At 51.7% G+C, this 23,319-nt stretch carries 26 protein-coding genes; 24 read left to right on the top strand and 2 right to left on the bottom strand.

The window, feature by feature from the left end:
* Positions 1-73 precede the first annotated feature (73 nt).
* From BQ7367_RS01445 to hflX, 20 genes are all read left to right on the top strand, one after another.
* Complete coding sequence (locus BQ7367_RS01445; RefSeq protein ID WP_072523837.1) at positions 74-637, top strand: chromate transporter; 564 nt, start codon at positions 74-76, stop codon at positions 635-637.
* The gene (locus BQ7367_RS01440; RefSeq protein ID WP_072523836.1) at positions 634-1,200 is read left to right on the top strand and encodes a chromate transporter; all 567 of its coding nucleotides are present in this window, start codon (positions 634-636) and stop codon (positions 1,198-1,200) included. The genes BQ7367_RS01445 and BQ7367_RS01440 overlap by 4 nt, the downstream gene beginning before the upstream one ends.
* A 128-nt stretch (positions 1,201-1,328) precedes the next feature.
* The gene (locus tag BQ7367_RS01435; RefSeq protein ID WP_072523835.1) at positions 1,329-2,291 is read left to right on the top strand and encodes a beta-ketoacyl-ACP synthase III; all 963 of its coding nucleotides are present in this window, start codon (positions 1,329-1,331) and stop codon (positions 2,289-2,291) included.
* An 85-nt stretch (positions 2,292-2,376) separates the two neighbouring features.
* Positions 2,377-2,601 (top strand): acyl carrier protein, encoded by a 225-nt coding sequence (locus tag BQ7367_RS01430; protein WP_072523914.1) that lies wholly within the window; start codon positions 2,377-2,379, stop codon positions 2,599-2,601.
* A gap of 37 nt (positions 2,602-2,638) precedes the next feature.
* Positions 2,639-3,577 carry an enoyl-[acyl-carrier-protein] reductase FabK gene (fabK, locus tag BQ7367_RS01425; protein ID WP_072523834.1) on the top strand — a complete coding sequence of 313 codons (939 nt, stop codon included), beginning with the start codon at positions 2,639-2,641 and terminating at the stop codon, positions 3,575-3,577.
* Positions 3,570-4,490 (top strand): ACP S-malonyltransferase, encoded by a 921-nt coding sequence (fabD, locus tag BQ7367_RS01420; protein ID WP_072523833.1) that lies wholly within the window; start codon positions 3,570-3,572, stop codon positions 4,488-4,490. Before fabK ends, fabD begins: the two co-directional genes overlap by 8 nt.
* A complete protein-coding gene (gene fabG / locus BQ7367_RS01415) occupies positions 4,484-5,224 on the top strand; it encodes a 3-oxoacyl-[acyl-carrier-protein] reductase (RefSeq protein ID WP_072523832.1) in 741 nt (246 codons plus the stop codon). The genes fabD and fabG overlap by 7 nt, the downstream gene beginning before the upstream one ends.
* A gap of 70 nt (positions 5,225-5,294) precedes the next feature.
* Positions 5,295-6,533, top strand: a complete 1,239-nt coding sequence (gene fabF, locus BQ7367_RS01410) for a beta-ketoacyl-ACP synthase II (protein WP_072523913.1) — start codon at positions 5,295-5,297, stop codon at positions 6,531-6,533.
* 12 nt (positions 6,534-6,545) lie between these two features.
* The gene (gene accB, locus BQ7367_RS01405; RefSeq protein WP_072523831.1) at positions 6,546-7,052 is read left to right on the top strand and encodes an acetyl-CoA carboxylase biotin carboxyl carrier protein; all 507 of its coding nucleotides are present in this window, start codon (positions 6,546-6,548) and stop codon (positions 7,050-7,052) included.
* 43 nt (positions 7,053-7,095) lie between these two features.
* Positions 7,096-7,527, top strand: a complete 432-nt coding sequence (fabZ, locus tag BQ7367_RS01400) for a 3-hydroxyacyl-ACP dehydratase FabZ (RefSeq protein ID WP_072523830.1) — start codon at positions 7,096-7,098, stop codon at positions 7,525-7,527.
* 7 nt (positions 7,528-7,534) lie between these two features.
* The gene (locus BQ7367_RS01395) at positions 7,535-8,869 is read left to right on the top strand and encodes an acetyl-CoA carboxylase biotin carboxylase subunit (protein WP_072523829.1); all 1,335 of its coding nucleotides are present in this window, start codon (positions 7,535-7,537) and stop codon (positions 8,867-8,869) included.
* A 94-nt stretch (positions 8,870-8,963) separates the two neighbouring features.
* Positions 8,964-10,673: an acetyl-CoA carboxylase carboxyltransferase subunit alpha gene (locus tag BQ7367_RS01390; protein ID WP_442855328.1), complete on the top strand. Its 1,710-nt coding sequence runs from the start codon at positions 8,964-8,966 to the stop codon at positions 10,671-10,673.
* A 36-nt stretch (positions 10,674-10,709) separates the two neighbouring features.
* The gene (locus BQ7367_RS01385; protein WP_072523827.1) at positions 10,710-11,762 is read left to right on the top strand and encodes an NAD(P)H-dependent flavin oxidoreductase; all 1,053 of its coding nucleotides are present in this window, start codon (positions 10,710-10,712) and stop codon (positions 11,760-11,762) included.
* 17 nt (positions 11,763-11,779) lie between these two features.
* Positions 11,780-12,238 carry a MarR family winged helix-turn-helix transcriptional regulator gene (locus BQ7367_RS01380; RefSeq protein WP_072523826.1) on the top strand — a complete coding sequence of 153 codons (459 nt, stop codon included), beginning with the start codon at positions 11,780-11,782 and terminating at the stop codon, positions 12,236-12,238.
* A 173-nt stretch (positions 12,239-12,411) separates the two neighbouring features.
* The gene (locus BQ7367_RS01375; RefSeq protein ID WP_072523825.1) at positions 12,412-12,915 is read left to right on the top strand and encodes a DUF6465 family protein; all 504 of its coding nucleotides are present in this window, start codon (positions 12,412-12,414) and stop codon (positions 12,913-12,915) included.
* Between the two features lie 157 nt (positions 12,916-13,072).
* Positions 13,073-13,699, top strand: a complete 627-nt coding sequence (locus BQ7367_RS01370) for an HD domain-containing protein (protein ID WP_072523824.1) — start codon at positions 13,073-13,075, stop codon at positions 13,697-13,699.
* A 34-nt stretch (positions 13,700-13,733) separates the two neighbouring features.
* On the top strand, positions 13,734-14,471 hold the full coding sequence (locus BQ7367_RS01365; protein WP_072523823.1) for an NAD-dependent protein deacylase: 738 nt from the start codon (positions 13,734-13,736) through the stop codon (positions 14,469-14,471).
* 27 nt (positions 14,472-14,498) lie between these two features.
* The gene (locus BQ7367_RS01360) at positions 14,499-16,514 is read left to right on the top strand and encodes a heavy metal translocating P-type ATPase (RefSeq protein WP_442855324.1); all 2,016 of its coding nucleotides are present in this window, start codon (positions 14,499-14,501) and stop codon (positions 16,512-16,514) included.
* On the top strand, positions 16,515-17,078 hold the full coding sequence (locus tag BQ7367_RS01355; RefSeq protein ID WP_235837515.1) for a tetratricopeptide repeat protein: 564 nt from the start codon (positions 16,515-16,517) through the stop codon (positions 17,076-17,078).
* 9 nt (positions 17,079-17,087) lie between these two features.
* Positions 17,088-18,323, top strand: coding sequence for a GTPase HflX (gene hflX / locus BQ7367_RS01350; protein ID WP_072523910.1), 1,236 nt, complete (start codon positions 17,088-17,090; stop codon positions 18,321-18,323).
* Between the two features lie 41 nt (positions 18,324-18,364).
* Here the strand turns inward: hflX and ymfI are convergent, their stop codons facing one another.
* Positions 18,365-19,096: an elongation factor P 5-aminopentanone reductase gene (gene ymfI / locus BQ7367_RS01345; protein ID WP_072523822.1), complete on the bottom strand. Its 732-nt coding sequence runs from the start codon at positions 19,094-19,096 to the stop codon at positions 18,365-18,367.
* A gap of 212 nt (positions 19,097-19,308) precedes the next feature.
* Between ymfI and BQ7367_RS01340 the strand changes: the two genes are divergently transcribed.
* The 4 genes from BQ7367_RS01340 (at position 19,309) to BQ7367_RS01325 (ending at position 21,587) form a co-directional block, all read left to right on the top strand.
* Positions 19,309-19,905, top strand: coding sequence for an HD domain-containing protein (locus tag BQ7367_RS01340; protein ID WP_072523821.1), 597 nt, complete (start codon positions 19,309-19,311; stop codon positions 19,903-19,905).
* Between the two features lie 5 nt (positions 19,906-19,910).
* Positions 19,911-20,567 carry a Crp/Fnr family transcriptional regulator gene (locus BQ7367_RS01335; RefSeq protein WP_072523909.1) on the top strand — a complete coding sequence of 219 codons (657 nt, stop codon included), beginning with the start codon at positions 19,911-19,913 and terminating at the stop codon, positions 20,565-20,567.
* 103 nt (positions 20,568-20,670) lie between these two features.
* Complete coding sequence (gene trxA / locus BQ7367_RS01330; RefSeq protein WP_072523820.1) at positions 20,671-20,979, top strand: thioredoxin; 309 nt, start codon at positions 20,671-20,673, stop codon at positions 20,977-20,979.
* Between the two features lie 35 nt (positions 20,980-21,014).
* On the top strand, positions 21,015-21,587 hold the full coding sequence (locus BQ7367_RS01325) for a uridine kinase family protein (RefSeq protein ID WP_159431606.1): 573 nt from the start codon (positions 21,015-21,017) through the stop codon (positions 21,585-21,587).
* Positions 21,588-21,628: 41 nt separating this feature from the next.
* Here BQ7367_RS01325 and abc-f read toward each other — a convergent pair whose 3' ends face one another.
* The gene (abc-f, locus tag BQ7367_RS01320) at positions 21,629-23,140 is read right to left on the bottom strand and encodes a ribosomal protection-like ABC-F family protein (RefSeq protein WP_072523818.1); all 1,512 of its coding nucleotides are present in this window, start codon (positions 23,138-23,140) and stop codon (positions 21,629-21,631) included.
* Positions 23,141-23,319 lie beyond the last annotated feature (179 nt).

The raw sequence follows: 23,319 nt of genomic DNA, 5'->3' as shown, positions 1-23,319 counted from the left end.
ATATTCCTTTCAGAAGAGGCAAATAAGCCCGGCGGGTATACCGGAACCGGGGGAGTTGGAGAGAATAACGGAAATGACAGACAAAAGAAAAATTCTGTGGAAGGTGTTCCTGTCCACATTGTATCTCAGTGCTTTTACCTTTGGCGGGGGCTATGTGATCGTGACACTGATGAAACGGAAGTTTGTAGATGAATATCACTGGATTGAAGAGGATGAGATGCTGGATCTGACAGCCATCGCCCAGTCTGCTCCCGGAGCAGTGGCCGTGAACGGGGCGATCGTAGTAGGGTATAAGCTGGCCGGTCTTGCAGGAGCGCTCACCGCAATCATCGGGACGGTGATCCCGCCCTTTGTGATCATTTCGGTGATCTCTGCCTTTTATACCGCGTTCCGCGACAATTTTATCGTGTCTCAGGTGCTGGAAGGGATGCAGGCCGGCGTAGGCGCCGTGATCGCGGTAGTGGTATATGAGATGGGGGCCGGCATCGTCCATGGCAGGAGTCCGGCCTCCATCGGGATCATGGCCGGGGCTTTCGCGGCGGCCTGCCTGGGCGTGAATGTGGTCTGTATCATCCTTGTCTGCATCGTGATCGGGGTGGCCCGGACACTTTACCGTGAGAGGGGGAAGACAAATTGATCTATCTGCAGCTGTTCTTAAGTTTTCTCAGGATCGGACTGTTCAGCTTCGGAGGAGGGTACGCGGCCATGCCGCTGATCCAGGAGCAGGTTGTCATTTCCCATCATTGGCTGAGCATGGGTGAATTTACGGATCTGATCACAATCTCCCAGATGACGCCGGGGCCCATCGCGATCAACTCGGCAACCTTTGTGGGGATCAAGATTGCCGGACTTACGGGAGCGCTGGTCGCCACACTGGGCTGTATCCTGCCCTCCTGCGTGATCGTCATTGTGATCGCCAGACTGTATCTGAAATACCGCAGCATGAACATGCTTCAGGGGGTGCTGGAGTCTCTCCGCCCGGCAGTCGTGGCAATGATCGCCTCAGCGGGGATCTCCATTCTGGTGACCGCGTTCTGGGGTACGGTGGACGCAGTGTCCTTAAACGGGACGAACTGGACGCTGGCGGGTATCTTTGTGATCTGCGTGATCCTTCTGAAGAAATTCCGGATGAATCCGGTGGCGGTCATGGTATTGGCGGGCGCGGCAAAAGCCGGACTGGCCTTCGCCGGAATCCGTTAGAAAAATCCTGTCGATAAATGTTACAAAGTTATTACAGAAAACATATTGACAAATCTCTTTGTTGTGATATACTTTGAAAGTCAAAATATTTAATGACCAAAGTAAATTTGGAGATTTGGAGAACAGTGATGGTAGGAAAGATATGTGGAACCGGCTCTTATGTGCCGCCTCATGTTATGGATAATGACAGTCTGGCAAAGATCGTGGACACCAGCGATGCGTGGATACGGGAAAGGACCGGCATCGGGAGACGGCATATCATCGGAGAAGAGACAACTTCTTATATGGCGGGACAGGCGGCGCTTCGGGCAGTGGAGCAGAGCGGGATCGATCCGGAAGAGATCGACCTGATCCTGGTGGCCACATCTTCCTCCGAAACCGTTTTCCCCTGCGCGGCATGCGAAGTCCAGAAGACCATCGGGGCGGTACATGCGGCGGGATATGATCTGAATGCCGCATGTACGGGTTTTGTCCTGGCGTTCAACACGGCTCAGGCATACATAGGCGCAGGAATCTGTCGGACCGTCCTGGTGATCGGGGCAGACAGTATGAGCAATCTGGTAGACTGGACAGACCGGGGAACCTGCATCCTGTTCGGCGATGGCGCCGGCGCGGTGGTGCTCCGTGCCGAAGAGGGCGCTCCGGTGTATATGGCGGCTCATTCCGAGGGGGAAAAAGGAGCGGCTCTGACCGGGCTGAGCAGACACAGAAAAGGCTGGGACGCCGCCCGGGAAGACAAGGCTTCCTACATTCAGATGGACGGGCAGGCAGTCTTTAAGTTCGCGGTGCGCAAGGTGCCGGAGATCATAGAAGAGGTACTTGGACAAACAGACCTGGAGCTGGAAGATATCGACTATTTCGTCCTGCACCAGGCCAACCGGAGGATCATTGAGGCAGTGGCAAAGAGGCTGAAGACGGATATCGAAAAGTTCCCTATGAACCTGGAAGAGTACGCTAACACCTCTGCCGCTACAGTGCCCATCCTTCTGGACGAGATGAACCAAAAGGAGATGTTCCGGACCGGGCAGAAAGTGATGCTCTGCGGATTCGGGGCAGGACTTACATGGGCGGCATGCCTGTTTGAGTGGTAGCGGTCAGGAACCGCCTCAGGTAATTCCCGGCACCGCCGGATTACATAAAAAGATTTATTTAAAAGGAAGAAAGGAAAAGAAAATCATGTTGGAGAAGATCAAAGAAATCGTTGCAGAATCACTGAATGTCGATGCAGAAGGGCTTACAGCCGAGACATCGTTCAAGGATGATCTGGGGGCAGATTCTCTGGATCTGTTTGAGATGGTAATGGCATTTGAGGAAGAGTTCGAGGTGGAGATCCCCTCCGAAGATCTGGAGCAGATCAGCACCATCGGCGATGTCGTGAAATATCTGGAAGCACATAAATAATCACGGAAACAAAAGATTTGAAGAAAGGTTGTAGAGTATGAAAACAAAAGTGACCGAACTGTTGGGAATTGAATATCCGATCATTCAGGGAGGAATGGCATGGGTTGCTGAGTATCATCTCGCAGCCGCCGTATCCGAAGCCGGCGGTCTGGGGCTGATCGGTGCTGCAAGCGCGCCGGCTGACTGGGTGCGTGACCAGATCAGGGAAGCAAAGAAGCTGACTGACAAACCCTTTGGGGTAAATATCATGTTAATGAGTCCCTATGCGGATGATGTGGCAAAAGTGATCGTCGAGGAGGGTGTGAAGGTTGTTACCACAGGAGCAGGCTCTCCCGAAAAATATATGAAGATGTGGAAAGAAGCCGGAGTAAAGGTGATCCCGGTCATCGCTTCTGTCGCGCTGGCAAAGCGCATGGAAAGATGCGGGGCGGACGCGCTGGTCGCGGAGGGAACAGAAGCCGGCGGACACATTGGTGAGAATACGACTATGGTACTTGTGCCTCAGGTTGTGGACGCGGTAAGCGTTCCGGTTATCGCCGCAGGCGGAATTGCCGACGGAAGAGGGATTGCGGCGGCATTTATGCTTGGCGCCCAGGGCGTGCAGATGGGAACTCATTTTGTTGTTACGAATGAATCTCAGGTTCATGAAAATTATAAGGACATGATCATCAAGGCAAGAGATATCGACTCAAGAGTGACAGGGCGTTCTACGGGACATCCGGTGCGTGCCCTGAGAAACCAGATGACAAAAGAGTACTTAAAGAAGGAGCAGGAAGGCGCTTCCTTTGAAGATCTTGAACTTCTCACACTGGGCGGCCTGAGGAAGGCTGTTGTGGACGGAGATGTGAAGACCGGAAGCGTGATGGCGGGACAGATCGCCGGAATGGTGAAAGAGAAAATGTCATGCCATGATCTGATCCAGAAACTGGTGAAAGAGACGGATGATCTGATCGGAGGAAAAGGGTTCTATGAGTAAGACCGCATTTATGTTCCCGGGACAGGGAGCGCAGAAAGCCGGGATGGGGAAGGATTTTTATGAACAGAGTGAAACAGCGGCGAGGGTGATCGATGAGGCATCTAAGCGGCTGGGAATAGATATGAAGGAACTGTGCTTTGAAGAGAATGACAGACTGGATCAGACAGAGTATACGCAGGCGGCGCTTGTAACTGTCTGTATGGCGATGGAGCACGTGGTAAGAGAACGGGGGCTTCAGCCGGATGTGACCGCCGGACTGAGCCTGGGAGAATACTGTGCCATTGCATCCGCGGGAGGAATGTCTGCAGAGGACGCCATCACGACGGTAAGACAGCGGGGCATCCTGATGCAGAACGCAGTGCCCGGAGGCAGAGGATCCATGGCGGCAGTACTTGGTATGACAGGAGAAGCGATCGAGAGCGTGATCGGCGGGATGGACGGCGTGACTGTGGCCAACTACAACTGTCCCGGCCAGATCGTGATCACGGGATGGACGGACAGTGTTGAGAAGGCTTCCGCCGCGTTAAAGGACGCCGGGGCAAAACGGGTCATGCCATTGAATGTAAGCGGGCCCTTCCATTCCCCCATGCTGGCAGAGGCCGGCAGAGAGCTGGGGCGTGTCCTGGAAGATATAGAGCTGACGCCGCTGCAGATCCCTTATGTGACCAATGTGACAGCGGAATATGTAACCGATATTTCCCGGACAAAGGCTCTGCTGGAAAAGCAGGTGGCGTCTTCTGTCAGATGGCAGCAGAGTGTGGAAAATATGACCGCGGACGGCGTGGATACATTTGTGGAGATCGGGCCGGGACGTACATTGGCAGGTTTCATGCGCAAGATCAGCCGGGATGTAAAAGTATACAATATCGGCACATGGGAAGATGTAGATAAGGTGGTAAATGAGTTATGTTAAATGGAAAAGTCGCGGTAGTGACCGGAGCTTCCAGGGGGATCGGAAGAGCCATTGCCATAAAGCTGGCAGGCCTGGGCGCCGGGGTCGTCATCAATTATAACGGATCCAGAGAGCGGGCCGAAGAAGTGAAAAAGGAGATCGAGGCAGCCGGTGGAAAGGCAGAGATCATGCAGTGTGATGTGTCAGACTACAGGGCGTGCGAGGCGATGTTCAAAGAGATCATCGATTCTTTCGGAAGAGTGGATATCCTGGTAAATAACGCAGGCATTACGAGAGACGGTCTCCTAATGAAAATGTCAGAGGAAGATTTTGACGCGGTGCTGGATACAAACCTGAAAGGAACGTTCAACTGTATCCGTTTTGTGGCAAGACAGATGATCCGTCAGAAGGGCGGACGCATCATCAATCTGTCATCTGTGTCCGGTGTTCTTGGAAACGCGGGGCAGGCAAATTATTCCGCCTCCAAGGCGGGGGTCATCGGGCTGACAAAGTCGGCCGCGCGGGAGCTGGCAAGCCGGGGGATCACGGTCAATGCCATCGCTCCGGGATTCATCAATACAGAGATGACGGAAGTACTTTCAGATAAAGTAAGAGAAGGCGCAGTGGCGCAGATCCCGCTGGGGCGGTTCGGAGAAACGGAAGATATCGCCAGTGCGGCGGCATTTCTGGCGTCGGAAGAGGCCGGATATATCACCGGACAGGTGCTCAATGTGGATGGCGGAATGGCCATGTAATCAAAAAGAAAACCAACATGGAAACAGAGCAGGACAGAGGCAGAGTGCTTCTGTCAGAAAGGGCAGGAACATGAAAAGAAGAGTAGTGGTGACGGGACTTGGGGCTGTGACCCCCATCGGAAATACGGTGGAGGAGTTCTGGGCCGACATTAAGGAAGGAAAAGTCGGCATCGGACCGATCACGAAGTTCGATGCGTCTGAATACAAGGTGAAGATCGCGGCGGAAGTGAAAGATTTTGTCGCGAAAGAGCGCATGGATTTTAAGGCCGCGAAGAGAATGGAGCTTTTTTCCCAGTATGCGGTGGCCGCGGCGAAGGAGGCCTTCGAGGACGCGGGGATCGATATGGAGAAAGAAGATCCGTACAGAGTGGGCGTAATTGTCGGTTCTGGTATCGGAAGTCTGCAGTGTGTGGAGACAAACTACGAGAAGATCCTGACAAAGGGGCCCAACAAGGTAAATCCTCTGATGGTGCCGCTGATGATCTCCAACATGGCAGCGGGAAATATTTCCATCCAGCTGGGACTGAAAGGAAAATGCACCAATGTGGTGACAGCCTGCGCGTCCGGCACTCACTGTATCGGAGATGCGCTGCGTGCCATCCAGTATGGAGATGCGGATGTGATGGTGGCAGGTGGAACAGAGGCTTCGGTATGTCCTACAGGGATCGCCGGATTTACGGCTCTGACCGCATTGTCTACTACCAACGATCCCATGCATGCCTCCCGCCCCTTTGACAAGGACAGAGATGGATTTGTCCTGGGAGAGGGTTCCGGGATCGTCGTTCTGGAAGAACTGGAACATGCAAAGGCAAGAGGCGCGCAGATCTATGCGGAGCTTGCAGGATATGGGGCTACCGGCGATGCTTATCATATCACTTCCCCGGCAGAAGATGGAGAGGGCGCCGGGATGGCGATGAAGCTTGCCATGAAGGAAGCCGGCGTGGAACCGGATCAGATCGACTATATCAATGCCCATGGGACCAGCACCCACCACAATGACCTGTTTGAGACAAAAGCCATCAAATATGCGCTGGGGGACGCGGCAGGAACTGTCGTCGTAAACTCTACAAAATCCATGATCGGGCATCTGCTGGGAGCAGCAGGGGGCGTAGAGTTCATTGTCTGTGTGAAGAGCATTTGCGACGGATTCATCCATCAGACAGTGGGCACCGAAAATGTGGATCCGGAATGTGACCTGAATTACGCAGTGGGAGCTCCGGTGGAGAAGGATGTGAATTATGTACTGACGAATTCCCTTGGGTTCGGAGGGCATAACGCCACGCTGTTGTTAAAGAAATATGAAGGGTAAGGAGTGCGCGGGATGAAGATAGAACAGGTATTGGAATTAGTGAAAGCCGTCTCAGATTCAGATCTTACAGAATTTAAATACGAGGAGAGCGGCGTAAAGCTTTCTCTGAAGAAAGCCAGTGACAGGATCGTACAGGTGCAGGCTCCGGCGGCACCTGTCACAGCTTCCCCGGCCATGCCGGCAGCAGTGGTATCTCCGGAGATGACCGTTTCTGCTCAGACGACTCAGGTGGCGGAAGGAGCAGGAAATACAGGGGACCTGGAAAGCGAGGAGAAAGTTCCGGAAGGAAATATTGTAAAATCTCCTCTTGTAGGTACCTTTTACGCGGCACCGGCGGAAGACGCAGAAGCTTTCGTAAAAGTGGGAGATGGCGTGGAAAAAGGTCAGGTGCTTGCCATTGTTGAGGCGATGAAGCTGATGAATGAGATCGAGAGCGATTTCGCCGGGACTGTGACAGAAATACTTGTAGAAAACGGCCAGCCGGTGGAATACGGCCAGCCTCTCTTTGTGATAAGCTAGTCCGCATATACGGGAATCAAAGAACAGGAAGGTGTAAGTGATCATGAAAAGTTTAAATGTTGAGCAGATCCAGGAAATCATTCCTCACAGACATCCGTTTCTTCTGATCGACAGGATCGAGGATTATGAGCCGGGACAGTATGCGGTGGGATACAAGGCCGTGACCTACCGGGAAGATTTCTTTAAAGGACATTTTCCCCAGAAGGCGGTGATGCCGGGAGTGCTGATCCTTGAGGCGCTGGCACAGACAGGCGCGGTGGCGATTCTGAGCATGCCGGAGAATCAGGGAAAGATCGCGTTCTTCGGCGGGGTGCAGAAATGCCGTTTTAAAGGGATGGTGCTCCCCGGGGATACCCTGAAGCTGGAGACGAAGATCATCAAGAGCAAAGGGCCGGTGGGAGTCGGCCAGGCGACAGCCTATGTGGACGGAAAGGTAGTCGTTACCGCAGAACTGACATTTATGGTAGGAGAGTAATCCAGAAATGATTGAAAAAGTTTTGATCGCAAACAGAGGGGAGATCGCGGTCCGGATCATCCGGGCGTGCCGGGAGATGGGAATCGAGACCGTTGCCGTATATTCGGAAGCGGATCGGGAAGCGCTCCATACCCAGCTCGCGGACGAGGCAGTCTGCATCGGACCGGCGGCATCCACGGAAAGTTATCTGAACATGCAGAACATAATCAGCGCCACGCTGACTTCCGGGGCGGACGCCATCCATCCGGGATTCGGTTTTCTCTCGGAGAACAGCAGGTTCGCGGAGCTGTGTGAGCAGTGTAATATTACTTTTATCGGGCCTAAGTCCGAAGTGATCCAGAGCCTGGGGAATAAATCCGAGGCAAGGAATACGATGATCAATGCGGGAGTCCCGGTCATTCCGGGCAGCAGGGAGCCGGTGTATGACGCAAAGGCCGGTGCGGAAGTGGCAGCAGAGATCGGCTATCCGGTCATTGTGAAGGCGGCCCTTGGAGGCGGAGGAAAAGGAATGCGCGTGGCCCAGACGCCGGAGGAGTTTGAGAACAGTTTCCGGACGGCTCAGAAAGAAGCCCAGATGGCGTTCGGCGATCCTACCATGTATATCGAGCATTTCGTCCAGCATCCCAGACATATTGAGTTTCAGATCCTGGCCGACGGGTATGGGAATGTGATCCATCTGGGAGAGCGGGACTGCTCCATCCAGAGAAATCATCAGAAGATGATCGAGGAATCCCCGTCCATTGCTCTTACGCCCGAACTTCGTGAGAAGATGGGCGAAGCGGCGGTAAAAGCAGCGAAAGCCGCCCATTATACAAACGCCGGCACCATAGAGTTTCTCCTGGAGAAGAACGGGAATTTCTACTTTATGGAAATGAATACCAGGATCCAGGTAGAACATCCGGTGACAGAGTGGGTGACAGGGATCGACCTGATCAAAGAGCAGATCCGCATCGCGGACGGGCGGCCCCTCAGCTACAGCCAGGACGATGTGCATATCACCGGTCATGCTATTGAGTGCCGGATCAATGCCGAGAATCCGGAAAAGAACTTCCGGCCATCGCCCGGAACCATTACAGACATGTATCTCCCGGGAGGAAAAGGTGTGCGTATCGACTCCGCCATTTACAGCGGATACACGGTGCCGCCTTATTACGACTCCATGCTGGCAAAACTGATCGTACACGCCAAGAACCGGAGCGAGGCAATCCGGAAGATGCGCAGCGCGCTGGGGGAAGTGATCATAGAGGGGATCGATACAAACGTGGACTATCTCTATGATATACTGGACCATCCGGATTTTGTAAAAGGTGATATTGACATAGAATTTATAGAAAAATTGTAAAATTGTCAGAAAACGGCGTCAAGAGGGGCCTGACCCCTTTTAAAAGGGGTCAGGCCCCTCTTGACAGGAGGTAACCGGAATGAAGCTGAAAGATATGTTTAAAAAGACAAATAAAAGGACCCATTATATCTCTCTGGGGAATGAGAGACCTTCGGTGCCGACGGGACTTCTGCGCAAGTGCAACAAATGCGGCGCGGCCATTATAGCGGAGGATGTAAAAAATGGCTACTATATCTGTCCGAAGTGTAACGGGTACTTCCGTATTCATGCGTACAGACGGATCGAAATGCTGGCGGACGAAGGTTCCTTTGAAGAGTGGGATCGGGAGATGGAGTTTGTCAATCCTCTGGAATTTAAGGGGTATCAGGAGAAGATCGACCGCCTGAAAGAACATACGCATCTGAATGAGGCTGTCGTGACAGGAAAGATCTCCATTGACGGCAACCCCGCTGTGATCGGGGTCTGCGATGGAAGATTCCTGATGGCCAGTATGGGACAGATCGTGGGAGAGAAGATTGCCAGAGCAGTGGAGCGGGCCACCTCGGAGAAGCTTCCGGTGATTCTCTTTACCTGTTCCGGCGGAGCAAGGATGCAGGAGGGGATCATTTCCCTGATGCAGATGGCCAAGACGTCGGCTGCGCTGAAGCGTCACAGCGATGCGGGACAGCTCTATATCTCTGTGCTGACAGATCCGACGACAGGTGGAGTGACAGCCAGCTTTGCCATGCTGGGGGATATCATCCTGGCAGAGCCTAAAGCGCTGATCGGATTTGCAGGGCCCCGGGTGATCGAACAGACCATCGGACAGAAGCTGCCGAAAGGATTCCAGCGTTCAGAATTTCTGCTGGAGCATGGTTTCGTGGACCGCATCGTGGAACGCCAGGAACTGAAGAGCGTGCTGGCGCAGATCCTCCGTATGCACGGGGAACATGCAGACATCTCTGAAATCAAAGCTGCTCAGAAAGAGCAGCCAAAGCAGGAACAGTACCGGAAAGGGGGAGACCGAGACAGTGGGACATCTGCAGTGAGCGCATGGGAACGGGTGCAGATGTCCAGGAAGAAGGACCGTCCTGTGGGGACAGACTACATCCATGCTTTGTTTACAGATTTTATGGAATTCCATGGAGACCGATATTTTAAAGACGATCATGCCATTGTGGGCGGTATCGCATATTTCCACGGCAGACCGGTCACTGTGATCGCCCAGGCGAAAGGAAAGACGACCAGGGAAAATTTGGACCGGAATTTTTCCATGCCTTCACCGGACGGTTACAGGAAGGCTCTTCGGCTGATGAAGCAGGCGGAAAAATTCGGACGCCCTGTCATCTGCTTTGTGGATACGCCCGGGGCGTTCTGCGGACTAGAGGCAGAAGAGCGGGGGCAGGGGGAAGCCATCGCCCGGAACCTGTTTGAAATGTCGACTTTAAAAGTTCCGGTACTTTCCGTGGTGATAGGCGAAGGCGGCAGCGGCGGCGCGCTGGCCATGGCAGTGGCAGATGAAGTGTGGATGCTGGAGAATGCCGTCTATTCGGTCCTGTCTCCGGAGGGCTTCGCCAGTATCCTCTGGAAGGACAGCAAGCGGGCAAGCGAGGCAGCGGAAGTGATGAAGCTGACAGCAGAGGATCTGAAAGGCCTGGGGGTCATTGAGCGGGTCATTCCGGAGCCGGAGGATTTCAGCGATACAAATATGGATTCAGTCTGCGCTGATATAGACCAGGGGATCACAGAATTTATAGAGAAGTATTCAAAGCTTGACGGTAGGGAACTGACAGAGAAACGGTACCGCAGATTTCGCAGGATGTGATACGGATCTGTCAGCCGTCACAGAGTAAGGAGAGGTATGAAAAATCTGAAAATAGGCGAAAAACTCACCAGATTTCCTGTTATCCAGGGCGGTATGGGAGTCGGTGTGAGTCTGGGCCGCCTTGCGGGAACAGTGGCAAAAGAAGGCGGTGTGGGGATTATATCTACCGCTCAGATCGGTTACAGGGAAAAGGATTTTGACCAGGATCCGGCCGCGGCAAATATAAGGGCCATCGCAGATGAAATGAAAAAGGCAAGAGAGATTTCTTCTGAAGGAATTATCGGTTATAATATAATGACAGCATTAAAAGAACATGCCGCGCATGTGAAAGCTGCCGTGAAGGCGGGAGCGGATCTTATCATTTCAGGAGCCGGACTGCCTACGGATCTTCCTGCTCTGACCGAAGGAAGCGATACAAAGATTGCACCTATTGTTTCCACTGAGAAATCCGCGAATGTCATTCTGAAGTACTGGGACAGAAAGTACAAAAGGACGGCAGATCTGGTGGTGATAGAAGGCCCGGAGGCGGGAGGACATCTCGGCTTTAAGGTGGAAGAACTTTCTGCTTATACGGAAGAAAGCTATGACCTGGAGATCATGAAGATCATCCGGGCCGTCAGGACTTATGCGGAGAAATACGGCAAAGAGATCCCTGTAGTGGTGGCAGGCGGCATCTACGACAGCAGAGATGTAAGGAAAGTCATGGCTTTGGGTGCCGATGGTGTCCAGGTCGCGACACGGTTTGTCACCACGGAAGAATGTGATGCGGATATCCGGTATAAAGAGGCATATATCCAGGCGTCACAGGAGGATATCAGGATCGTAAAAAGTCCGGTAGGGATGCCGGGGCGCGCGATCATGAATCCTTTGATGGAGACGGTGATGGAAGGCGGCAGGATCCCCCACAGCCCGTGCCACAGATGTCTTGCGAAATGTTCTCCGTCAGAAATACCATACTGTATCACAGACAGCCTGATCGAAGCGGTCAGGGGAAATATAGAGAAAGGGCTCCTCTTCTGCGGCGCGAAAGCATGGAAGGCGGAGCGGATCGAGACAGTCAGAGAAGTTGTGCAGGCGCTGTTCGCCTGACAGAAAGGAGACATCGGATGAGCCCATATGAGACCATCAATGATATTCTCGTGAATTTGTTCAACGAGATCTGGAAACTGGAAGAAGAGGCGATCATCACAGAGGAATTCAGAGATATCACGAACAATGATATGCATATCATCGAGGCAGTCGGCCTGACCGGGGAAAATACAATGTCCGCGGTGGCAAAGCGGATGGGGATCACAGCGGGCTCCCTGACCACGGCTATAAACGCACTGGTAAACAAAAAGTATGTAACCAGGCATAGAAGTGAGGAGGACAGGAGGGTCATTTTTCTGAAACTGACAGAAAAAGGAGTCAGGGCATATGAGCATCATCGAGAATACCACCGCCAGATGACCGAAGCGGTGCTTGCCAGTCTCAGCGAAGAGGAGATCCCGATCCTGGTCAAGACTCTGAACGGGCTGTCCGAATTTTTCAGAGGATATTGCCCGGAACAGAAATTAAAAAAATAAAATCAGCGAAGGAAGATGATCAGTCTGACGGCGACAGTTAAAAAAATTTGACCTTTTTTAAAAAATGGAGTACAATCCCTATGGAACTTCGAGGGATGAATATGAAAGGGCACCGGCAGCATACGAATGCCGGGCCGGAAATACTTGTGTGTAATATTTAGGAGGGAACAAGTATGGCAGTAAAGAAAACAAATGCAACAACAAAAGCGGCAGCTGCGAAGAAAGAGACAGCCAAAGCCGTTAAGGCTGAGCCGGTAAAAGCACCGGAGAAGACTGTTAAGGCAGAGGCGGCGAAAGCGATTGAAACAAAGAAGGACACAACGAAGAAGCTTGAGACAAAAGCGGCAGTTTTAGTAGATACACCAGCAGAGAAGACAGCAGAAGAGAAGAAAGCGCCGGCAGCGAAGAAGACAGCTGCCAAAAAGCCGGCAGCGAAGAAGCCGGCGGCCAGAAAGACAGCTGCGAAGAAAGCAGAGCTGAAGACGGAGATGTTCCTGCAGTTTGCGGGCAAGGAGTACACAGAGAAAGAAATCCTTCAGAAAGTAAAGGAAATCTGGACAAAAGTGCTGAAGAACAAAGTCGGTGACATGAAAGATGTCAAGATTTATCTGAAACCGGAAGAGTCAGCTGCTTACTATGTGGTAAACGGTGACACAACTGGCAAGGTTGATCTGTAAAATCGAAAAGACCCTCTGTACGGAAAGGTTTTCCGGACAGAGGGCTTTTTTACTTTGAACATGGCAGGATTATATGGAATCTGCGCACGCGTCAGAGGATCTGTGCTACAATAGAAAATAGAAAATGACAGCCTCAGACAGGAAAGGATGATGTGTGATGGAAGAAAATATCACGGAAGAAAAAAAAGAAACGCAGAGAGTACGGTTTGAACAGCAGATCCGGTTTCTCATTGAAGTGGACAAAGTAAAGAATATTTTCCGGCAGTCGTATCTGGCGGATGGCAGACGGAAGGAAAATGACGCGGAACATTCCTGGCATCTGGCTCTGGCGGCGGTACTTCTGAAAGAGCATATGGAGGAAGAAGTGGATCTGGAGAAGGTAATGATCATGGTGCTGATCCATGACCTTGTGGAGATCGACGCCGGAGATACTTACGCTTACGATACAGCGGGAGCGGCTACGAAACGGGAGCGGGAAGTAAAGGCCGCGGAGCGTATTTTCGGTATCCTTCCGCAGGACCAGGAGAGCCGGTTCCGTGAGCTCTGGGACGAATTTGAGGAGTATCAGACTCCGGACGCAAAATTTGCTCATCTGCTGGATAATTTCCAGCCGCTTCTTTTGAATGACGCTTCAGACGGGAAAAGCTGGGAGGAACATGGGGTGCGCAGATCTCAGGTATGCGGGCGGAATAAACGTATTCCGGAAACCTCACAGATTGTGTGGGAGAAGATGCTGGAGATCATGGAAAAGCATGTAGAGAAAGGTCATCTGCGGGCAGACTGAGAAACCTGCGAACAGAAAGACAGAGGTGAATCTTATGTTTGAAAGAGAAACGGAACAGTTACAGCGGATCATTGATGACAGTGACAGGATTGTTTTTTTCGGCGGGGCAGGAGTTTCTACAGAGAGCGGCATTCCGGATTTCAGGAGCGCCGACGGCATTTATCATCAGGCTTATAAATATTCTCCGGAACAGATTGTCAGCCACAGTTTTTTCATACAGTATCCGGAAGAATTTTATAAGTTTTATAAAGAGAAGATGATGATGCTTGACGCAAAACCCAATCCGGCCCACAGAAAACTGGCCGAACTGGAGAAAGCCGGAAAACTGACCGCGGTGGTGACCCAGAACATTGACGGGCTTCATCAGGCGGCGGGAAGCAGAAAGGTCTATGAGCTTCACGGCAGTATTCACAGGAATTACTGTATGAAATGCGGAAAATTTTATGATGCCCGGTATGTCAAAGAATCTGCCGGTGTTCCCCGATGCACGTGTGGCGGACTGATCAAGCCGGACGTGGTGCTCTACGAGGAGGGATTGGATCCGGAGACAATTCAGGGAGCGGTTCAGGCGATCGGCAGGGCAGACACGCTGATCATCGGAGGGACCTCCCTGGTGGTTTATCCGGCGGCGGGATTTATCGATTATTTCCGCGGCAGGCATCTGGTGGTGATCAATAAATCAGAAACTGCCAAAACAGTACAGGCGGAGCTTTCTGTCGCAGCGCCTATCGGCAGGATCATGGAGCAGATCCAAGTAAGGATCATGGAATGAGACAGTTCATAATTTTTCCTTAATATTGTGAGGGAAACAGCAAAAGATATTGATGCTTCAGATTCTTTTCGCTATACTGTATATGAGATGAGAAACGGATGCCCGGCACTGCCGGTGCCGGCAGTATCAGGTATTTCTGATCGAGAGGGAGAAAAAGGAAAGCTGAAGGAACAAAAAATGACAGCAGAGGCGAGGAAAAAGGAGATAGAGATCGGAGCAGGGGTTCTGCTCTATATCATCGCATGGGCCGTTACATCTTATGGAAATGTGGCCGGAACAGTGGAGACAGTGCTGTTTTTTCTGGCATACGCGGCTCTTTCATTTACTACATACTGGGAACAGGTGAAAAAGATCCTCAAGGGCAGGTTTCTTGACGAGAATCTGTTGATGATCATAGCCACTGCGGGTGCCTTTTTTGTAGGAAAGCATAAAGAAGCTGTGGCAGCGATGCTGTTCTATCAGGTAGGAAAGCTGATAGAACAGCTGTCCCTGAGCAGGACGAAGAAATCTATTGCAAAATTCATCGATATCCGGCCGGAATATGCCAATCTGAAAGTGGGAAATACAGAGAAGATCGTACCACCTCAGGAACTTCAGCTGAAACAGGTGATCGTACTTCGCCCCGGAGAGAAAATCCCGGTTGACGCTGTGGTGACCGCGGGGACGGGCACGGTGGATATGAAGGCTTTGACCGGGGAGTCGGAACCCAAGGCAGTCAGGACCGGTGACCGGCTGTACAGTGGCAGCATTAATCTGAATGGCGTGCTGGAGGCCAGAGTCATCAGACTGTATCAGGACTCAACCGCGGCCAGGATCATGCGGCTCGTGGAGGAGGCAAATGAGAAAAAGTCGGACAGCGTTCATTTTGCGGACAAGTTTACCCGGTATTACACTCCGCTGGTGATATTGATCGCGCTGCTTACTGTCATCCTTCCGCCTATGATATTCGTGGAGGCAAAAGCAGAGTGGATCTACAGAGGGCTGATCATTCTTGTGGCCGCATGCCCATGTGGTCTGATGGTGTCAATTCCGATGGCGTTTTTAGGCGGGATCGGAGCGGCCTCAAAGCAGGGAGTCCTCATTAAGGGCAGCGCGTTTCTGGAAGAGCTGACACAGGTGGACACCTTTGTATTTGACAAAACAGGGACTCTCACAGAAGGTGTATTCCATGTGAGAAAGATCGTGCCGCGGGGAATGGAAGAAATAAGACTTCTGGAGCTGTCTGCTCTTGCAGAGTCTTATTCCACGCATCCGATTGCCCTGTCTTTGCAGGAGGCTTACGGGCGAAAGCCGGAGAAATCCAGAGTGGAAGGAATAGAAGAACAGCCAGGCTATGGAGTGCGCGCATATGTAGACGGCCGGGAAGTATATGTAGGAAATACAAGACTGATGAACCGGCAGGGAATTTTCTATCAGCCTGCATCAGAGGCGGGGACCGCGGTGCATGTAGCTGTGGACGGCGAATACGCGGGCTATATCCTGATCTCAGATGTAATACGGGAAGACGCGGGAAGACTGATCTCCTGGATGCACCGAAGAGATCTGTCTACAGTCATGCTGACAGGAGATAATGAAGAAGCGGCGGAGGCAGTGGCAGGAAAGCTGAGGATCGAGAGCGTGTACGCAGAGCTGATGCCGGAAGATAAAGTGGCTCTGCTGGAAGAGTTCCGTGAGAACCAGATGGAGGGAGAAAAACTCGCATTTGTGGGTGACGGGATCAATGACGCTCCTGTGCTGGCTCTTGCGGATATCGGTATCGCTATGGGCGGGCTGGGGGCAGATGCTGCCCTGGAGGCGGCCGACATCATCCTGATGGAGGATGAGCCGTCCCGGATCATCAACGCGATCCGCATTGCCCGTGCGACTTTGCGGTCTGTGCGGCAGAACATGATTTTTGCCATCGGCATGAAAGTACTTCTGATCGTGATGGCCTTCTTTGGATTTGTGACAATGCAGAACGCCATTATCGCGGATATGGTGGTCATGCTGATCAATATTTTAAATTCTTTCTGGATGATGAAATATCCGGAACATGGAGTATAAATGATGACAAGAATGAAAAAAATAGTCAAGGCGGCCGTAGTATGTGTGTTTGTCCTCCTGGCGGCCGGAGGATGCGCCAACCCGGAAAGAGAAGGGACTAAGGCTCTGGAAAACGGACAGTATGAAGAGGCACTGGAACAGTTCCAGAAGGCATCGGAAAGCGAAGACAAGGAGAAGGCGGCGGAAGGCTTCCGGGGGCAGGGAATAGCATATTATGAAATGGAGGATTATACTTCCGCTCTGGATGCATTTCAGAAAGCTGTAGATAATGGGGCAGAACAGACGGTACAGCTTTATAATCTCATGGGAATCTGCGGGATGCGGACCGGAGATTATGAAGGAGCTCTGGAATCTTTCCAGGCCGGACTTGCCCTGATCGACGCGGCATCTGACGAAGAGGCCGCGGATGGGGATATGATACGGGAAATGAAGTATAATGAGATTATCTGTTATGAACAGCTGGCGGACTGGGAGAATGCCAGACAGAAAGCAGAAGAGTATCTGTCAGAATACCCGGATGATGAGGCGGTTCAGAGAGAAATGGATTTTTTGAAAACGCGGTAAGACAATATGATGTATGAGATGGAAACGATCCGTGAGACGGTGATCCTTGTAGCGGTCGATACAGAAGGCCAGGAAAGGACCGAGCGGTCTCTGGATGAACTGTCGGAACTTGCCAGGACAGCAGGAGCCAATGTGGCCGGAAGACTGATACAGTCGCGGGAGAGTGTCCACCCGGCGACCTATATCGGGAAAGGAAAACTTCTGGAATTAAAGGATCTGATCTGGGAGATGGACGCGACAGGAATCATCTGTGATGATGAACTGACCAGCGCGCAGATGAAAGCTCTGGAAGAGGAGCTTTCCTGCAAGATCATAGACCGGACTCTGCTGATCCTGGATATTTTTGCGGCAAGGGCCCTGTCAGGAGAGGGCAAGATACAGGTGGAACTGGCTCAGCTGCGGTACCGGGCATCCCGCCTGACCGGTCTGGGACGATCATTGTCCCGGCTGGGAGGCGGCATCAGTACCCGTGGACCGGGGGAGAAAAAGCTTGAGACAGACAGGCGGCTGATCAGGGAAAGGATCAGCAGACTGAAGCAGGAATTAAAAGATGTAGAAAAACACCGGGAACTGATCCGGGGCAGGAGGAGACAGTCCGGGCTGCAGGTGGCGGCTCTTGTAGGATATACATCGGCGGGGAAGAGCAGCATTGAGAACGCGCTTACCGGGGCGGATATTCTGGAGGATGATATGCTGTTTTCCACATTGGATACGACCACCCGGTCTTTGAAGCTTGACAACACCCAGGAGATCCTGCTGACTGATACTGTAGGATTTATCCGCAAGCTTCCGCATCATCTGGTAGAGGCATTCAGGAGTACGCTGGAAGAGGTGAAGGACGCGGATATCATCATTCATGTAGTCGATGCTTCCAATCCTCAGATGGAGACCCAGATGCATGTGGTCTATGACACCTTGCGTCAGCTGGGCGTGGAGGGCCGGCCGGTGGTCACGCTGTTTAACAAGCAGGACAGACCGGAGGCCAAATCGGACTGCAGGGATTTTCGCGCGGATCGATCTGTCTTGTTTTCCGCGAAGACGGGACAGGGGACAGAAGAATTGAAAAAAGTACTCCTGGAGATCATCCGGCGGGATCAGATCTATATTGAGCGGCTGTATGATTTCTCCGAGGCCGGAAAAGTCCAGGCTATCCGGGGCAGAGGGCAGCTGTTGTCAGAAGAATATGTCCCGGAAGGAATCCGGATAAAGGCATATGTGCCCAGAGATCTGTATGGAAATGTATAGGACAGGAAGCTTTCCTGTCCTTTTGTCATATAAAGATTTCTTTATATAAAACCCCCATCAAGACCGATGATCTGGCCAGTCATATAGGGGGGAGCGTCGGCAAGCTTCAGGACCAGTTCTGCCACTTCTTCGGGAGTCCCGAACCGCCCTGCCGGGATCTCTTCTTCCAGGACCAGGCGTTCCTCCTGATCCAGGCGGGCATTCATTTCTGTGTCGATCACTCCGCAGGAAACCGCGTTTACCTGGATATTGCTGGGCGCCAGTTCTTTGGCCAGCGCTCTTGTTAACCCGTTGAGCCCTGCTTTGGAAGCAGAATAGGCAGCTTCGCAGGAAGCGCCGGAAGTTCCCCAGATGGAAGAAATATTGATGATCTTTCCCTGTTTTTCTGCTACCATATGAGGAATAGCGGCACGGCAGCAGAAAAAGGCAGAAGAAAGATTGGTATCAATGATTCTTCTCCATTCCCGGTCGGACATATCACTGAGCAGACCAAAGTGAGCGATGCCTGCGTTGTTTATAAGAACATCGAGACCGCCGCATGATACCGTGATCTGACGGAACATGGAACGGACGGCTTCCGGGTCTGTCACATCTCCGGGGAGGAGGGCACAAGAACCGCCGAAAGCCAGGATCTTTTGTTCTGTAATTCTCAATTGATCAACAGACTCCCTGCAGTTCAGGAAAACATGGTACCCGGCCTGCGCGAAGGCAAGAGCGCAGGAGCGTCCGATGCCTCTGGAAGAACCGGTTATAAGGACATTTTTTCTGCTCATTTAAGGACACCTTTCTGCCGGCTTGCAGGCCGGCCTCAGATCTTGGCTGAAATATCCGGAAATACAGGAAATCCGCCATGCTGTACATACAGTATAGCATGAACCAGGGCCAGGAGGAACAGGCAAATAAAATTCTGACTTTGACCTGTACTTGTCCTGTGCCATATGTTACAATTGGTAATGTCAACAGGATATTTGTGGAGGGGTAGCTCATGATAGACGATGCCATTGAGTTTGCGACAAAAGCACATGAAGGACAGTTCCGTAAAGGGACAAGACGGCCCTATATTGTCCACCCGATCGAAGTGGCTGATATTGTGTCGACCATGACAAAGGATGAAGAAGTGATCTGCGCGGCCGTGCTTCATGATACCATTGAGGACTGCCGTGGTATCACATGGGATATCCTGAGGCTCCGCTTTGGCAGACGGGTCGCGGATATTGTGGCACAGGAGAGTGAAGATAAGTCACTGACCTGGGAGGAACGCAAGGGGGCTACCATCCGGAGGCTGAAAGAAGGCCCGCCGGAAGTACAGATGATCGGACTTGCGGACAAGCTGTCAAATATGCGGGACATCGACCGGGACTATCCTGTGGCCGGAGAGGCTCTGTGGACCCGTTTCCGCATGCAGAGCAAGGCTGCCCTGGCATGGTATTATAAGAGCGTGAGAGATGTTCTTAAGGAGCGTTTCTCGGGGATCAGGGCTTTTGAGGAATATTGCGGACTGATCGATAAAAATTTTGGCCCCGGGCCTACTCATGAGGAATGGCGCGGCTGGCAGGCCGACGGACAGAAAAAGGTGGTATGATCTTGATGAGCCTGAAATTTGATGAGGTGTTTCCCTTCTGGGACAGTCTGACAGAAGAACAGCAGAGACAGATACAGGAGAATACACTCAGAAATTTCTGTCCGAAGAAGACAAGGCTCCATTTTGGCGGCGGCGAATGCGCCGGGGTGCAGATCATCGGTTCTGGCCGGGCACGCGTGTTCATCACATCTCCGGGCGGAGGAGATATTACGCTGTTCCGCCTGCTGGAAGGAGATGTGAGTATTCTGAGCGCTGCCTGTATGCTGAGCGGCATGGATGTGGAGCTGGACATGGAGATGGAGACAGATTCACAGATCTATACGATACCGAAGAAGATTTACCGCAGACTGTATGATGAAAGCGCGGCGGTGAAGGATTATACGACAGAGATGATATCGGAGAAGTTTTCAGATATTATGTGGCTGTTTAATCAGTTCGTGTTCTCAAATGTGGCTTCCCGGATCGCGGGGGCTCTTATCGAACACAGGGCGCTGGAACAGGCCGATGTGCTGGAGATTACACATGAGGCTCTGGCGCGGGATGCGGGAACAGCAAGGGAGGTCGTGACGAGGATTCTCCGGCAGTTTCAGACAGACGGGCTGGTGAAAGTCACCAGAGGCAGGATCGAAATCCTGGATGCGGCAGCTCTTGGGAAGATTTAATCGGCAGTCTGTGATTTTGTCACGGAATAACAGAGAAGATCAGGTTATAGTTATACTATCAGATACAGATAATAAAATGCAGACAAAAAGGAGGATATAAATTATGGCAGCAGTGAAACTGACGACAGACAATTTTGATCAGGAAGTATTACAGGCGGAGCAGCCGGTGCTGGTAGACTTTTACGCAGACTGGTGCGGACCCTGCAAAATGATGGCGCCTGTTGTAGAAGAAGTCGCGAATGAAGCGGCAGGAGTGAAGGTGTGCAAGATCAACATTGACGAGAATATGGAGATCGCCCAGCGCTATGGGGTTATGAGCATCCCTACTTTTATCGCTTTTAAGAACGGCGAGATTTCCGGTAAGCAGATCGGTGCGATCCCGAAGAGCGCACTTCTGGATCTGGTGAAATAAAAATCATGGATTTTTTTGAAATTATTGAGAACCAAATGAAAAGAAAAAGACCTCTGGTCATCGCATTGGATGGACGCTGCGGGAGCGGGAAAAGCACGCTCTCCCGGCGTCTTTCTGATACATATCCGTGCAGTGTGATACACATGGATGACTTTTTTCTCCGTCCGGAACAACGGACAGAAGAGCGTTTGTCCGAGGCCGGCGGTAACATTGATTATGAAAGATTTGAGGAAGAGGTCATCAGGCCGCTGAGAGAAGGAAAAGAGTGGTTTGAGTACCGGCGGTATGACTGTTCGCTTAAGCGGCTGTCCAAAACTGTGAGGATCCAGGAGCGGCCGTTGATCGTGATAGAGGGAGTGTACAGCTGTCATCCAAGGTTTTGCGGTGTTTATGACCTGAAGATCTTTATGGACATCGACAGACAGGAGCAGAAGACCAGGATCCAAAAGCGCAGCGGTGACCGTATGCTGTCCCGGTTTATCCATGAATGGATCCCGAGGGAAGAGGCCTATTTTGACGCGTTTTGTATAAAAGAGTCCTGCGATATCCTGCTGGACGGCAGATCGTTTCCGCCGGTACTTGTTTCCTGCCAAGAGGCGGGCGGATGATCTGCCGTCTGTTTCAGTCTTTGACGCGGTATAAACGCAGCTTACTGCATATTTTCCCGCAGGTCCAGATGGATCTCTCGGGTGGCTGCTTTTTTCCGGAAAGCCTGGTCATGCTCTACGAAGACCATGGTGGGCTGAAAGTCCAGAATCAGGTCTTCCAGCTGGATTCGGGTAAAGATATCGATAAAGTTCAGAGGTTCATCCCAGAGGAAGAGGTGCGCGGGTGTGCAGAGAGAGCCTGCCAGCAGTACTTTCTTTTTTTGTCCTTCACTGTATTCTTCTATTCTTTTTTCGAACTGGACGCGTTCCAGCCCCAATTTCTTCAGCACAGTGCGAAAAAGTGCGTCATCGATCCCATACTGTAACGCAAATGAGGACAGATCCCCTTTCAGCCGGGAGGTATCCTGAGAGATATAGGAGATCTTTAACCCGCCCGCCCGGTACAGCTCTCCTGTATGGGGAACGTCTTCACCCAGGATGAGGCGGATCAGGCTGGACTTTCCACAGCCATTTTTCCCAGAAAGAGCGATCCGGTCACCTTTTAAGATTTCCAGATCAAAATGTTCCGGCAGAGGGGTGGCACTTCGGACAGAACCATAATCGATGGTAATGTCTTTCATGGATATGAGTCTGCGGCTGTGATATTCCAGTACGTTGATCTTTAAACGCTCGATGGATTCTACATCTTTGAGGAGCGTTTCTTTTTCTCGGACAGCATGTTCCCTGCGATGTTCCAGAGATTTCGCCCGTTTCATCATTTTTGCGGCCTGGTGTCCGATGTGTCCCCGGTCCGGGCGAAGCCCGGCGATCCGGGTGCCGGTCTTGGTATTCTCCACCTGATCGGACCACCGGGCTGCCTGGCGCGCGGATTCTTTTAGCTTGTGAATGTCCTTCTTCAGACGCAGGTTCTGTTTCTGCTCCAGCGCGTCCCTTGCGGTTTTGTCCGCATACCAGGAAGAAAAATTCCCTTTCCGCACTTCGATGGTCCTGCGGTTCAGGACCAGTACGTGATCCACACACCGGTCGATAAAATCCCGGTCATGGGATACCAGGATAAATCCTTTCTTCCGGGACAGATAGTCCGCCACTTTTTCCCGGGCCAGGATGTCCAGATGGTTGGTCGGTTCATCGATCAGAAGAAAGGCATGCTCTTTTAAGAAGAGCGCGGCCAGAAGCGTTTTTGTCTGTTCTCCGAAGCTTAAACTGTTAAAAGGACGGTACAGGATTTCCGGATCCGCATCCAGCAGGTTCAGTTCCCGGATCACCTCCCATTGTTCCATGACCGGATTTACGCGGTCGAGGATCTCGTATGTCATAAGGCCGGGATCTTTTACCGTAAACGGGAAATATTCAAATTCTACAGACGCAGTTATGGATCCGCTGTAGGCATATTGGTTCATCAGAAGTTTTAAAAATGTAGTTTTTCCCTTCCCGTTTCTTCCGATGAACCCCAGTTTCCAGTCTGTGTCGATCTGGAAAGTTACATTTTCAAACACGGGATCAAAGCTCCCGTCATAAGTAAAATTTAAGTGATCGATCTGTATAAGCGACATAGGCATTTCCCTCCAAGTAAATGAAACAGCTCTTTCTGGATATACAACAAAAAAGATAAAAAGAGACCGCGGGAAAGTAATTTCCGCGGTCTTATATCTTCCATACGTTTTATGCTTCTTGTGACGAGACAGAGAAGGAAATCCCGGTCTCTGTCCGTCAAGCCGGCCAGTTGTATTGA

The sequence above is a fragment of the Clostridium sp. Marseille-P3244 genome (assembly GCF_900120155.1).
In the GTDB taxonomy this organism is placed as follows: Bacteria; Bacillota; Clostridia; order Lachnospirales; family Lachnospiraceae; genus Mediterraneibacter.
The sequence above is the reverse complement of the archived record's forward strand: the minus strand, read 5'-3'. Positions and strand labels throughout refer to the sequence as shown.

What these genes read in the sequence shown, in the direction of transcription:
- BQ7367_RS01445 (WP_072523837.1), top strand. Translation starts at nt 74, where the DNA reads ATGACAGACAAAAGAAAAATTCTGTGGAAGGTGTTCCTGTCCACATTG.
- BQ7367_RS01435 (WP_072523835.1), top strand. Translation starts at nt 1,329, where the DNA reads ATGGTAGGAAAGATATGTGGAACCGGCTCTTATGTGCCGCCTCATGTT.
- BQ7367_RS01430 (WP_072523914.1), top strand. Translation starts at nt 2,377, where the DNA reads ATGTTGGAGAAGATCAAAGAAATCGTTGCAGAATCACTGAATGTCGAT.
- fabK (WP_072523834.1), top strand. Translation starts at nt 2,639, where the DNA reads ATGAAAACAAAAGTGACCGAACTGTTGGGAATTGAATATCCGATCATT.
- fabD (WP_072523833.1), top strand. Translation starts at nt 3,570, where the DNA reads ATGAGTAAGACCGCATTTATGTTCCCGGGACAGGGAGCGCAGAAAGCC.
- fabG (WP_072523832.1), top strand. Translation starts at nt 4,484, where the DNA reads ATGTTAAATGGAAAAGTCGCGGTAGTGACCGGAGCTTCCAGGGGGATC.
- fabF (WP_072523913.1), top strand. Translation starts at nt 5,295, where the DNA reads ATGAAAAGAAGAGTAGTGGTGACGGGACTTGGGGCTGTGACCCCCATC.
- accB (WP_072523831.1), top strand. Translation starts at nt 6,546, where the DNA reads ATGAAGATAGAACAGGTATTGGAATTAGTGAAAGCCGTCTCAGATTCA.
- fabZ (WP_072523830.1), top strand. Translation starts at nt 7,096, where the DNA reads ATGAAAAGTTTAAATGTTGAGCAGATCCAGGAAATCATTCCTCACAGA.
- BQ7367_RS01395 (WP_072523829.1), top strand. Translation starts at nt 7,535, where the DNA reads ATGATTGAAAAAGTTTTGATCGCAAACAGAGGGGAGATCGCGGTCCGG.
- BQ7367_RS01390 (WP_442855328.1), top strand. Translation starts at nt 8,964, where the DNA reads ATGTTTAAAAAGACAAATAAAAGGACCCATTATATCTCTCTGGGGAAT.
- BQ7367_RS01385 (WP_072523827.1), top strand. Translation starts at nt 10,710, where the DNA reads ATGAAAAATCTGAAAATAGGCGAAAAACTCACCAGATTTCCTGTTATC.
- BQ7367_RS01380 (WP_072523826.1), top strand. Translation starts at nt 11,780, where the DNA reads ATGAGCCCATATGAGACCATCAATGATATTCTCGTGAATTTGTTCAAC.
- BQ7367_RS01375 (WP_072523825.1), top strand. Translation starts at nt 12,412, where the DNA reads ATGGCAGTAAAGAAAACAAATGCAACAACAAAAGCGGCAGCTGCGAAG.
- BQ7367_RS01370 (WP_072523824.1), top strand. Translation starts at nt 13,073, where the DNA reads ATGGAAGAAAATATCACGGAAGAAAAAAAAGAAACGCAGAGAGTACGG.
- BQ7367_RS01365 (WP_072523823.1), top strand. Translation starts at nt 13,734, where the DNA reads ATGTTTGAAAGAGAAACGGAACAGTTACAGCGGATCATTGATGACAGT.
- BQ7367_RS01355 (WP_235837515.1), top strand. Translation starts at nt 16,515, where the DNA reads ATGATGACAAGAATGAAAAAAATAGTCAAGGCGGCCGTAGTATGTGTG.
- hflX (WP_072523910.1), top strand. Translation starts at nt 17,088, where the DNA reads ATGTATGAGATGGAAACGATCCGTGAGACGGTGATCCTTGTAGCGGTC.
- ymfI (WP_072523822.1), bottom strand. Translation starts at nt 19,096, where the DNA reads ATGAGCAGAAAAAATGTCCTTATAACCGGTTCTTCCAGAGGCATCGGA.
- BQ7367_RS01340 (WP_072523821.1), top strand. Translation starts at nt 19,309, where the DNA reads ATGATAGACGATGCCATTGAGTTTGCGACAAAAGCACATGAAGGACAG.
- BQ7367_RS01335 (WP_072523909.1), top strand. Translation starts at nt 19,911, where the DNA reads ATGAGCCTGAAATTTGATGAGGTGTTTCCCTTCTGGGACAGTCTGACA.
- trxA (WP_072523820.1), top strand. Translation starts at nt 20,671, where the DNA reads ATGGCAGCAGTGAAACTGACGACAGACAATTTTGATCAGGAAGTATTA.
- BQ7367_RS01325 (WP_159431606.1), top strand. Translation starts at nt 21,015, where the DNA reads ATGAAAAGAAAAAGACCTCTGGTCATCGCATTGGATGGACGCTGCGGG.
- abc-f (WP_072523818.1), bottom strand. Translation starts at nt 23,140, where the DNA reads ATGTCGCTTATACAGATCGATCACTTAAATTTTACTTATGACGGGAGC.